The 12,108-nt window shown below is 62.5% G+C and carries 10 protein-coding genes; all 10 read right to left on the reverse strand.

Annotation, left to right across the window (positions count from 1 at the left end):
• Positions 1–26: 26 nt before the first annotated feature.
• Positions 27–392 (reverse strand): cytochrome c, encoded by a 366-nt coding sequence (locus tag LOZ77_RS01440; RefSeq protein WP_066762383.1) that lies wholly within the window; start codon positions 390–392, stop codon positions 27–29.
• 31 nt (positions 393–423) lie between these two features.
• Positions 424–1,890: an FAD-binding oxidoreductase gene (locus tag LOZ77_RS01445; protein ID WP_066762381.1), complete on the reverse strand. Its 1,467-nt coding sequence runs from the start codon at positions 1,888–1,890 to the stop codon at positions 424–426.
• A 13-nt stretch (positions 1,891–1,903) separates the two neighbouring features.
• Positions 1,904–2,128, reverse strand: a complete 225-nt coding sequence (locus LOZ77_RS01450) for a non-oxidative hydroxyarylic acid decarboxylases subunit D (protein ID WP_066762380.1) — start codon at positions 2,126–2,128, stop codon at positions 1,904–1,906.
• Complete coding sequence (locus LOZ77_RS01455; protein WP_066762379.1) at positions 2,125–3,579, reverse strand: non-oxidative hydroxyarylic acid decarboxylases subunit C; 1,455 nt, start codon at positions 3,577–3,579, stop codon at positions 2,125–2,127. The genes LOZ77_RS01450 and LOZ77_RS01455 overlap by 4 nt, the downstream gene beginning before the upstream one ends.
• 19 nt (positions 3,580–3,598) lie before the next feature.
• Entirely contained in the window at positions 3,599–5,044 is a 1,446-nt protein-coding gene (locus LOZ77_RS01460; protein WP_066762376.1) for an aldehyde dehydrogenase family protein, read from the reverse strand.
• A 42-nt stretch (positions 5,045–5,086) separates the two neighbouring features.
• The gene (locus tag LOZ77_RS01465; RefSeq protein WP_066762374.1) at positions 5,087–6,646 is read right to left on the reverse strand and encodes an FAD-binding protein; all 1,560 of its coding nucleotides are present in this window, start codon (positions 6,644–6,646) and stop codon (positions 5,087–5,089) included.
• Positions 6,643–7,212: a hypothetical protein gene (locus LOZ77_RS01470; protein WP_066762372.1), complete on the reverse strand. Its 570-nt coding sequence runs from the start codon at positions 7,210–7,212 to the stop codon at positions 6,643–6,645. Before LOZ77_RS01470 ends, LOZ77_RS01465 begins: the two co-directional genes overlap by 4 nt.
• Positions 7,213–7,214: 2 nt before the next feature.
• A complete protein-coding gene (locus LOZ77_RS01475) occupies positions 7,215–7,820 on the reverse strand; it encodes a UbiX family flavin prenyltransferase (protein WP_276306934.1) in 606 nt (201 codons plus the stop codon).
• Between the two features lie 166 nt (positions 7,821–7,986).
• Entirely contained in the window at positions 7,987–9,459 is a 1,473-nt protein-coding gene (locus LOZ77_RS01480) for an NAD-dependent succinate-semialdehyde dehydrogenase (RefSeq protein WP_098108429.1), read from the reverse strand.
• A 133-nt stretch (positions 9,460–9,592) separates the two neighbouring features.
• Positions 9,593–12,091 carry a TonB-dependent receptor gene (locus LOZ77_RS01485; RefSeq protein ID WP_230280490.1) on the reverse strand — a complete coding sequence of 833 codons (2,499 nt, stop codon included), beginning with the start codon at positions 12,089–12,091 and terminating at the stop codon, positions 9,593–9,595.
• Positions 12,092–12,108: the final 17 nt, after the last annotated feature.

Raw genomic sequence — 12,108 nt, forward strand, 5'->3', positions numbered from 1 at the left:
TCTTTCTCGCCCATTTTGATTTAAGTTTACGGTGTTTTGTTTTTGGCGGGTTGAGCCTTCGCGGGGGGAAGCTTCTGCGCCATGATGTGATCGTAGATCTGCTTGATTTCCGTGTCCGACAATTCGGTCGGGCGGAACGGCGGCATTTCGATCAGGCCCTGGCGAACGACCGAATGTAGGTAATCGTAATCTAAGTCCTTGCGACCGATGAGCGAAGGCACCGGAGCACCTTTTTCGGCCAGCAGCATGGTGCCACCGTGGCCCGGGCCGGGGTTGTGGCAACCTGCGCAGTAACGCTCATAATTCTCCGCGCCATCCGCGACCACTTCGCCTTGCTTGGACGAACAGGCGCCAAGAGTGGCGAGGAGCGAAAGGACGAGGAGCTTGTTCATTGTACCTCCGCAGGCATGGCGACGCATCGGCTCAGACCGAGGCAAAGATCGAGTTGGGATCGAGCGCCTGCTTGACCCGCGCATGCAGGGCCGAGCGGCCACCCTTTTCATAGGTCTTGGCAACCGCCGCCCCCAGCCCGGGGTCGGTCAGGATCTGGCCGAAGCCGGCCTCGGCCTGCGCGGCGATCAGGGCTTCGGCGCAAGTCTTGGCCCGTGCCGCATCCTCGCCCTTCCCGGCGGCATGGGACAGTACTTGGCGATGGTTGGCCGAACGCCAGATCGCGGTGGTTTCGCCAACGAAGTCGAAGCCGTTCTTGGCACAGATATCGCGCGACAGTTCATAAAGCTTGACGGCTTCCTCGCCATCCACAGGGCTGACCGGGTTGACCGTAAGCGCCATGTCGCCGCTCCAGCCCGCGGTCCTGGCCGGGGGATCGGTCACGACGCCGGTCATCGAGCCCATCCGCCATGCCCACAGCTTGGGATCCACGCCCTTGCCATCGACGATGACCCTGGCGCCGCTGATCGACGAAAACGCGCCCTTGACCATGTCCCACAGGATCGCGACGTTGTCTGGCAACCCATAGAGCGAGCCATAGAGGTTCCAGTAGCCAAGGCCGAGTGATTCGCCCGCGGCTTTGACCGCGCTCGCCGCCATCGGCCCCTGGCCTTCAAAGTCGGCGCGGCGCTTGCCGAGCAGGGCCGCTTCGTGAAGCGCATTGCCCACCGCGACGCCATTGGCCACCACCATGTTGAGCTTGAGTGGCCCGAGCACATCCAGCAATGGGCCAAGATCGTCCTCTTTGGGAACCGCGACCATGAAGGTCTGGTGCGCCGGAGGCTGCGGCATCATCCACATCCCGACCTTGGTCACTACCCCGAAATCGGACTGGGTGAACAGCCCATCAACCCACGGGCCATAGCCGAACTTGAACAGCTGCCAGCAGGTGCTCTTGGGCATGGCACCCATGCCGGTTCGCACCATCTTGCCATCAGCCAGCATCACCTCGAGCCCGCACTGCATCAGGAAGTGATCGGAATAGGGGGTGTAGCCGGGGCGCCGGTTGATGAAACTGGCGGCCACGCTTTCATCGGGATTGCCGGGAAAGTCGACCCACAGCTTAATCCCCTTTTCCTTGATGTGGGCATCGAGCTGGCGGAAGGTGACGCCCGGTTCGACCAGGCAGGTGGCCAGTTCGTCATTGACCTCGAGGACCTTGTTCATCTTCTGCAGGTCAAGCACGATCACCTTGTCCTGTACGGCTTTTTCAAGTCCGTAGGCGCCGTTGCAGACCGTCTGGACCACACCGCCGCTGGTGCGCGCGGCTTCCAGCACCCTGGCGAGCTGGGCTTCATCGGCCGGAAGCACCACGCCTGCCGGTACCATCCCCGGGGCAGCATAGCGGGCCAGGGTCTGCGGGCTGGTATCGACGGTCTCCTTGCCCAGTGCCTGGGTGAGGGTGCCGAGCGTGGCCGTCTGGCGGGCTTGATCGATCATGGCGTTGGGAGCCTTATTGCTGGAGAATCTTGGGATAACGTTGGAGATCGCCGGCATCGACGGCAAAATCGGCCGAGCGCGCAGCAGGGTCGATCGCGCGGGCCGGTTCGCTGTCGCGCCAGGAAAAGTTGCAGGTCGGGCAGCGCAGGATCGTCCACACGACCTCGCCGTCCTGCCTGCCCTGATGATCGGTGACAGCGCCGCTCGATTTGCAGCGCCCGCAGACGGTGGTGGTCATGACAGGGCTCCCAGCTGCATTTCGCGGATCCGCTTGCTCAGGGCGTCGATCTCGTCCCCGGTTGGCGGGGTGACAAGGTGCGCTTCACCCACCGGATCGGGCGGGAGATAGCTGGTCGCGTCGATGATAAGGCGGTGCCCCTTGCCTGGGATCACTGCCGAAGGATCGATCGGAACGGCAGGCATGTTGGGCAGCACGATGATATCGTCTGCACGGGTGCGGGTCGAAAGCGCCCACATCACCTGGTTGAGATCGAACGGATCGACATCGGCATCGACCATGATCAGGTTCTTGAGGTACATCACGCCGTGCGGCGTGCTCAGCGCGCGCAGCGCGACCGTCTTGGCAAAGCCGGCCATGCGGTTCTTGACCGAGATGATCCCGGTCAGTCCGTGCTGGTAAAGCGCGTTGACCGCGGTGACTTCGGGGAAGCTCTCGCGCAGCTGGGCATAGATCGGGGCGGAGGTGTGCAGGCCGATCAGGGTATCGTGCTCGGTCCAGCCGCGCCCGATGTAGATGTTCTCGAAGATTGGATCGCGCCGGTGGGACACCGCTGTGACCTTGAAGATCGGCGCCTTGCGCACGCCGCTGTAGGAACCGGGAAATTCGCCGAACGGCCCTTCCAGCTCGCGTTCTCCCAGTTGCAGCTCGGCCTCGATCACGATTTCGCTGTCGGCCAGGATGTCGATCCCGTTGCCCGATTTGGTCAGCCGCATCGGCGCGCCCATCATCGCCGAGGCATAGGAATATTCCGATTCCTCGTAGCCGATCGGGGTGGCAGCAAACACCGCAAGGCCGGGATGATTGCCCAGCATGACCGCAATCTTGAGCGGAACGCCTTCCCGTTCGGCCGCCATGATCTGACGTCCCATGTCGTGGGAGGGGATCGTCATCAGGGTGAAACTGTCCGGCCCCTGGATCTGCAGGCGATAGATGCCGACATTCTGCTTGCCGAAATTGTCTGGATCGAGCGGATCGCGCGAGGCGACCGAGGCCTTGCCGATGTAGAAGCCGCCATCATATTCGTTGATCCGATAGACCGGGAGGACATCGTAAAGGTTGATGTCCTGTTCGATCCGGCATTCGTGCACCGGGGCCTGGGCTTCGGGAACAGAGCTGATCTGCGCTTCCTGATCGCCCCAGCGGCCGGCGATCTCGAAGAACAGCTCGCGGATTGTCGTGCCTTTGGGGCGGCCCAGCAGCAGGGCGATGTTGTCCCACGAACCATGAACGCCCACCGCCAGGCGCTTGCCGGGATAGCCGGTGATGTTGTCGAACACGATCGCCGGCGCGCCGTTGGCATCGCGTGAGGCGGCAACCGCAATGTTGCGCACGCCGGGTTCGGGCATCACCGGATCGCTCCAGGTGATGGCCTGGCCCGAATCCTCGAGCAGTTCGAGGAAATCGCGCAGCGAGGAGATCGACCGGGCGCGGTTGGGAAGATCGTTCATTGCCGTTGCATCCCGCCTGTCAGTGTCCGCCCGCGCCCGCAGTCGCCGACTGCATCGTGACCCATTTCCATTCGGTCATGATTTCGAGATCGGCTTCGGTCCCTTCGCGGCCAAAACCCGATGCCTTGGTCCCGCCGAACGGAACGTGCGGCTCGTCGTGCAGGGTCGGCGCGTTGATGTGGACCATCCCCGCTTCGGCCCGCTGGGCAAAGGCCAGCGCCTTGTCGAGATCGCGGGTGAAGATCGAGGCGCTGAGGCCGTATTCGGTGTTGTTGGCGAGTTCGAGCGCCTCCTCGAGCGTGTCGAACGGATAAAGCGAGGTCACCGGCCCGAAGGTCTCTTCTTCGAAGACCGTCATTTCCGACGTGACTCCACGCAGCACCGTGGCGGAACAGCAGTTCCCGTCCCATTCGCCGCCGGCAAGTACCTCGGCGCCCTTGGCGCGGGCATCGTCGATGTGGCGGCGGACGCGGTCGCGCTGGCGCTCCGAAATGATCGGCCCCAGCATGGTGGTCGGCTCGCGCAGTTCGCCGCTCTTGGCGCGGCCTGTCGCGGCGGCGAAAGCTTCAGCGAACTGGTCGAAGATCGACCGTTCCACATAGATCCGCGAAGCCCCCATGCAGACCTGGCCCTGGTACATGAAGATGCTGAACAGCGCGGCGTTGACCGCCTTGTCCAGATCGGCATCGGCGCAGATCACCAGCGGGCTCTTGCCGCCCAGCTCCAGCGTGTACTTCTTGAGGTTGCGGGCCGCGATTTCGGCAATGTGCTTGCCGACGCGCGAGGACCCGGTGAAGGTTATCGATGCGACCTTGGGATGGCCGGTCAGCACGTCGCCGATCTCCGCGCCATTGCCGTAGACCACGTTGAACAAGCCGTCGGGAACGCCGGCCTCCTTCCACAATTTAGCGAGCAGATCGGCGATCATTGGCGCGGATTCCGAGGGTAGCAGCACGAAGGCGTTGCCTGTGGCCAGGGCCATGGCTGACTGTTTGATCCCCTTGATCAGCGGCACGTTGAACGGGGTAATCCCGGCGACCACACCGACCGGCTGGCGCAGGCTCATGCTGAACCGCCCAAGGGTGTCCGAAGGGATCGTTTCCCCCCGAATCCGGCGCGGCACGCCGATCGCCGCGCGCAGGAAGCTGACCGCGAAGCGGGTTTCGAACCCGGCCTTGGCGATCGGCGAACCGATTTCGTCGACCAGCACGTCGGCGAATTTGGCGGTATCGCGCTCCATGATTTCGGCGGCTTTCGCGATCCATGCTTCGCGCACCGGTGCGGGCAGATCGCGATGTTTCAGATAAGCCTGATAGGCGGTTTCGACCGCGCGGTTCACGTCATCGGCGGTGCCGGCCGGCACCCGCGAATAGACCGAATCGTCGACCGGATTGAGGTCGTCGAAGTAGGCACCGTTCGATGCGGCAACGGCGCCTCCGCCAATCCAGTGTTCAAGTTGGGTCATGGTCTCTCGATCCTTGTATTCGTCTTGCAGGCGGTCGTACGCTCACCCCTGGTTGCGCATCGCCTTGGGCCAGATCCCCTGCTTGCCCGGGGAAAGGATGCCGTTGGGGTCGAGCACATCCTTGAGGCGATGGTGCAAATCCCACAGCGCCCCATCGTTGTGCTTATAGGTCTTGGCGATCTGGTCCATGAAGGCGAGGTGCGTTCGATACTCGCCAAAGCCAGCATCCGCCGCTTCGTCGACCAGCTTGGCGAACAGATCGTAGGCTCCCTTGCGCATGACCTCGTCGGCGCGGTCGTACATGATCATCAGGATGTGGTGCATGTCGCGCCACCCCACGAGAAACTCGCCGATGTAGTCGAAACCGTAATCATGGCAGCGTTGCTTGATCAGGTTGTACTGGCTCAGCGCTTCCTTGCCGTCGGGTGCCGAGATCGGCGAGAAGTTGATATGCCCGCCGCCGCCGATCCAGTTCATGATGCTGAACTCGGTCATGTTCGGCTCGCCGCGCATGAGCTGAATTCGATAATCCCAGGCGGGATCGTTCTCGCGGCTGAGGTACAGTTTTGCGCCGGGAATGCTCATCATCGCTTCCTCGACGAGCTTCCAGTTGTTCTCGATGATCGGAGGCGGGCCGTACAGCGCGGCATAGAAGTTCCACATGCCCAGGTCATGGTCCGAAGCGATCTTCTTGCGGATCGAGTCCGGGATAGGGCCCTTGCCGTCGAAATAATGGCGGCGCGTGGTCTTGGCGGAGACTTCCCACAGGAGGTCGACCGCCACAGCGGCGTTGGGGATCACCTGGTTGATCTTCAGCGGCAGCACCGCGTCGAAGATCGCAGCAAGGTCTTCCTCGCGCTCGTAGGTGATCATGAACGGCTTGTAGCCCGGCGGTTCAGGCATCAGCCAGATGCCCATCTTGGTCACTACGCCGAAGTTGGACTGGGTGAACATGCCGTCGAAATGCGGGCCCGCTGCATGCTTGGTGGATTGCCAGTGCGGCGATCCCTCGATTGCGCCCTGGCCGGTGCGGACGACCTGGCCATCGGCCAGAACCACTTCCATGCCACATTGCATGATGAAGTGATCGCCATAAGGCGTGTAGCCGGCACCGTGTTCGAGCGCGTTGCCCATCACGCCACCCCAGCCCGGAGCCGCCGGATCAACCCAAAGCTTGCTGCCGATCTGGCGCAAATGGCGGTGAAGCTGATAATAGGAAACGCCTGGTTCGACCAGCGCATAGCCGTATTTCTCGTTGACTTCGAGAATGCGGTTCATCCGCTTGAGGTCGAACATGACATAACCGGACTGGCGCGGGGCCGGGCCGCCATAGGCGAAATTGCGGCCGTTGCCGAATGTCCAGATCGGCAGCTGGTAAGCGTTGAATACCTTCAGCGCCTGCTGAATCTGTTCCATGTTGGCCGGTGCCACAGCAGCCGAGGGCAGCAACTCGCCATCGGCTAGCGGTGAATAGGCATCGCGGTAGGTCGACAGCGGAAGCTCATCGACAAAGACCCATTCTTTGCCGACGATCGCGGCCAGTTCGTCAAGTGCCTTGCGAAAGGTCGGGGCATCGACGCCTTGGGGCATGCGCGTGCTCACGAGTGTTGTACTCCCGCTTCGAATGCCCATGAAACGAGCATGCCGGGGCTCTTGCCATCGAGGCCGCAATGTCCTGACTGGCACCGCAGTTCGGCATCCTGGCGATCGCCGACGAGCGCATCCTGCATGTGGTGGGCAAGAACGCTGGGCCAGCCGACGCTGGCCCGCGCAAGCAGCTTCGGCGCGCCAACAGTCTGGTGTTCCCAGCGCAGCTTGCGGTATTGATGGGTCCACTGCAGTAGCGGGCGGGCGCCGCCGGCCACCAGGATCTGCTCGGCGATCATCGCCGCGGGATCGGAAGTAAGGCCGACCAGCACGCCTTCAATCGCTTCAAGTTCATGCAGCAGGCCGTTGAGCGAGCGGTCGATCCGGATCACTCTTGCGGCTCGCCCCGAGTTGACGAAAGTTTGGGCAAAGAGCCTGCTTTCGGGAACTTCCGTCTCCTCGATGACGATGATCTTGCGCGGCCGCTGCGCCAAAGCGCTGCGGCCGATTCCCAGACCGGCAACGACAGCACCCACGGCGCCACCGCTCATGACCGTGCGACGGCTGACATCCCACGCCATTCTCAATTCCCTTCCATTTGCCCAGCACCCGAAACAAGGCTTGCCGCCTCTTTGCTAAGGCCTTGCCAGCGTTTCTCCGACTTCGCATGAAGCCCGAACAGATCCAGTACCCGCATGCAGCTGTGATCGACCACGTCGGCCAGCGAGCTCGGCCGCGCATAGAAGGCCGGCACCGGGGGGAAGATCACCGCCCCCATTTCGGTGCAGGCCGTCATGTTGCGCAGGTGCGCCAGGTTGAGCGGCGCTTCGCGGGTGATCATCACCAGGCGGCGCCGTTCCTTCAGCATCACGTCGGCCGCGCGGGTGATGAGGTTGTCGGACAGGGCGTGCGCCACCGCGCCCAGCGTGCGCATCGAACATGGCGCGATCGCCATGCCTTCGCACACGAACGAACCGCTGGCGATCGAGGCGCCGACGTTGCGGACGTTGTGCACCACATCGGCCAGCGCTTCGAGCCGAGCCTTGCCTTCGGGCAGTTCCTCGCGAATGTTGAGCAGCGCCGCCGGAGACATCACCAGATGGGTTTCCCAACCGCCCGTCTCGCGCAGCAGCTCAAGCAGGCGAAGACCATAGACCGAGCCGGTTGCGCCGGTAATCCCCACGACCATGCGCTTCAAGGCAGGAGACTTTCCTGCGCGTTTTGGGCGGTCAAGGTCGCGTAAGGCCTAGCCTTGAAGGGCATGCTGAATTCCATCTCCCGATCTTTTGTCGACATCATACAATGCATTCCGCATTGAGCAACAAAAATCTTGATTCCTTGGGACCGCATTCCGCTTACACCGGACTCTCGGGCCGGACCCCAACACTGATAGTCTTCATCTCCAGGAATTCTTCAATACCGTGTCGCGAACCTTCTCGGCCCAGTCCCGATTCCTTGATGCCGCCAAACGGGGCGGTCTCGGTCGAGACGATGCCGCTGTTCAAGCCGACCATCCCGGTCTCAAGGCCTTCGGAAACCCGCCAGGCGCGGTCAATGTCGCGGGTGAAGGCATAAGCCGCCAGCCCCGAGTGCGTGGCGTTGGCAAGCGCCAGCGCTTCGGCCTCGGTTTCGAAACGGAACACCGGGGCAACCGGCCCGAAGGTCTCCTCGTCCGCCAGTCGCATCGCCGGGCTCGCTCCGGTCAGTACGGTTGGTTGGAAGAACAGATCTCCGGCCTCGTGTCTCTTGCCGCCGGTGACCAGCTGGGCACCTTGCGCCGCGGCATCGGCGACATGCCCCTGAACCTTGGCCAAGGCTGATGCGGTGATTAACGGTCCCTGGTCGGTTGCGCCTTCAAGGCCGTTGCCGACCCGGAACGCGGACACCCTGGCGGCCAGCGCCTCGACGAAGCGGTCATGAATGCCGCTCTGCACGAGGATCCGGTTGGCGCAAACGCAGGTCTGTCCGGTGTTACGGAATTTCGAGGCGATCGCCCCCTCGACAGCCTGATCGAGATCGGCATCGTCGAACACCAGCAGCGGGGCATTGCCGCCCAGTTCCATCGAAACCCGCTTGAGCGTGGCAGCGCATTGTGCGGTCAACAACTTGCCAATCGCGGTCGAACCGGTGAAGGTGAACTTCGTAACATCGGGATGGCTGGTCAGGACCGATCCGATTGCGGGCGCATCCCCGCAGACCACGTTGAACACGCCGGGCGGAATGCCCGCTTCGAGGGCGAGCTTCGCCAGAGCGAAAGCGGTCATGGGGGTGAGTTCGGACGGTTTGAGGGTCACGGTGCAGCCCGCCGCCAGTGCAGGCGCGACCTTGCGGGTGATCATCGCGGCGGGAAAGTTCCACGGCGTAATGGCGCCCACCACGCCGACTGGCTGACGGATCACGACGATCCGCCGGTCAGCGCTGGCCGGAATGACCTCGCCATAGACACGGCGCGCCTCTTCGGCGAACCACTGGATGAAGCTTGCGGCGTAATCGACCTCGCCCAGCGCTTCGGCCAGCGGTTTGCCCTGTTCGGCGGTCATCAGCAAACCAAGATCGTGGCGATGGAGCCGGACCAGCGCCAGCCAGTCATGCAGCAGGCGCGCGCGTTCCTGAGCGGGCCGCTTGCGCCAATCGATGAAAGCGCGGGCATTGCTTTCAATTGCCCGGCGCGTCTGGGCAGCGCCCAGCTTGACGACATTCGCCAGCGTTTTGCCGGTTGCCGGGTTAGTGACCGCGTAGGTAGAGCCGGCACAGATCTCGGCGCCGTCGACAAGCGGTTGGCCGGTCAGGAAATCGCTGCGCTCGAGCGGGGGGATCGTAACGCCCAAGACATTGCTCCTTTAGCCGCAAGACAAGTTGCCAATACCAAATTTGGGCGGCGAGGTGTCTCGCAGGCTCTTGGTCGGTGCCACCAGAAGGGTGAGGGCGGCGGCGGACCGCCGCCCCCGGGGGTGGTAAGTGTCAGTACTTATAGGCGAGCTTGAGGAACCATTCACGCGGGCGTGAATAGGTTGCCACCGCTGTCCCGGCGACGAACGGATCGACGTAACCGCCCTGGATATAGCGTTCGTCGGTCAGGTTGGTCACACCAGCGGTCACGGTGAAGTGCTCGCTCTTCTCGGTGAACGAAGCACTGGCGCCGAAGACGCTGTAGCCAGGCTGGCGCAGTTGCGGGCTGTTGATCGCATCCTTGAAGGTTTCGCTCTGGTACGACCAGTCTCCGCGCAGCGCCAACCTGCCCATGTCGCCTTCATAGACGTCGGCGTTGAACGAGGCCGATCCGGTCCATTCCGGCACGAAGGCGAACTTCGAGTCCAGGTTCACGGGGAACGCCAACGGATCAATGGAGCGGTAATAGGCATCAAGATAGCCAACGCCGAAGGTCAGGCTTAGCCAATCGGTCGGACTCGCCTCGCCTTCGACTTCGAAGCCTTTGATGCGGCCGGAACCGGCGTTTCGTGCCCGGGGGGCGATGCCTTCGCTGACGACGACCTGGATGTCATCGTAGTTTGACATGAACGCGGCGAGGTTCAGGCGCAGACGGCGATCCAGCAGCTCGGTCTTGAGGCCGAGTTCGTATGATTCCACGAATTCGGGCCTGAACTCCGGCGCAACCTGATCAGCCGGGAAGACCCGCTGCGTGAAGCCGCCGTTCTTGAAACCCTTGGAATAGGAGGCATAGACAAGGATATCGTCGGTGATCTTGTAGTCAGCCGAAATCGCCGGGGTCCATTCCTTGGCCTTGACGGCAACCTGGACCGCCGGCATGCTGTGGTTTCCACCAGGGTTAGTGGCGGCTGGTTCGCAGCCTCCAGGCAGCGGGAAGCCGAACAGCGGGCTCGCCGGATCGGTCACCAGCAAGGGCTCTGGCTGGCCGGTCACGCACTGGCTGAAGGCGATGAACACGCCTTCGGGGTAAGGGATTATGCCGGCCTGCCCAAGCGGAGCAGTGTAATCAACATTGATGGTCTGGAACGAAGGATCGAACCGCTTGGTCTCGTCGGTATAGCGGATGCCCGGCGTGATCGAAAGGCGATCGGTCACCTCGATCGTTGCCTGCAGATAGGCAGCATAGCTGTCGTTGTCGATCTTGCCGCCGCTGAAGAAGTCAGCGAAGCCGAACAGCAGGTTGTTCTTGTCCTGGCCCTTTTCCTTCAGATAATAGCCGCCCAGAACGAACTTCACCCGATCATTCAGGACACTGCCGGTCAACTGCAGTTCCTGCGAGGCCTGCCACAGGTCGATATTGTTTGTCAGGGTGAGGTAGGGATGTGGCGTTCCGTCGAAGTCGAACTGGATCGTGGCCTTCTGATCGCGATATGAGCTGATCGACTTCAGGGCGATGTCACCGAAATCATAATCCAGCGTCAGGTTCGTGCCCCACAGGTCGAAATCCGACTGGTTCTTGGCCCCGGACCAGGTTGAATCGATATCGCCGGTGATCCACTGCGTGGTGGCGCAGCGCGGATCGTTGACCGGTGCTAGCTCCCCGTCCGCACCGCAGAAACCTGCGCCGCCCTGCAACTTGTTCCAGGCATAAGTCGAACTGGGGAAAACCACGGTTCGGCCATTCAAGTCGACAACCTGCAGCAGGTTGGGCGATTCGAAAAGGTCGACCAGCGTCGACGCAGCCATTTCTTCGCGCCGGATATTGATATCGCCGCTCAGGTTGACGGTCAGCTTGTCGGTCGGCTCCCACTTGAACGCAATGCGTCCGCCGAAGCTGTCCTTGTTGCCCTGGCGGCCGCCGTCGAACAAACGCTTCTGGTAGCCGTCGCGGGTTTCATAGGACGCGACGGCCCGCATTGCGAGAATGTCGCTCAGCGGCACGTTGACCATGCCCTTGAAATCGGCGCGGTTGAACCGGCCGGTCGCCGCTTCGAGCTTCATGTCGAAATCGTACTGCGGTTCGACCGAATTGACGACGATCGCGCCGCCGATGGTGTTCTTGCCGAACAGTGTGCCCTGCGGCCCGCGCAGGACCTGGACGCTCGCAATGTCGGCCATGTCGAGCAGCGCGCCAACCGAGCGGGCGACATAGACGCCATCGACATAGACGCCCACGCCCGGGTCGACGGTGATATTGAAATCGGTCTGGCCCACGCCGCGGATGAACGAGGTGATCGAGGCGCTCGAACCCGAAATGTTGGCGACCGGCGAGATGTTCACGTTCGGCGCGAATCTTGCGACTTCAGCCACGTTGGTGATCTGGCGTTCCTCGAGCATTCCGCCGGTCATCGCGGTGATCGCGACCGGCGTTTCCTGCAGGTTCTCGGCCCGCTTGCGCGCAGTCACGATGATCTCTTCGAGGCCGCCGGTCTGTTGCTCCTCGGCCTGAGGCTCACTTGTTGCGGCGTCCTGCGCATGCGCCGCCATCGGTGCGAGCCCGATTGATCCGACGATCGCCGAGGCGCTGGTGCGCAGGACGACCTTCCGGAAATTGAACGATTGGTTTGTCATTGGCGTCATTCTCCCTC

The organism is Croceicoccus sp. Ery15 (genome assembly GCF_020985305.1).
GTDB lineage: Bacteria > Pseudomonadota > Alphaproteobacteria > Sphingomonadales > Sphingomonadaceae > Croceicoccus.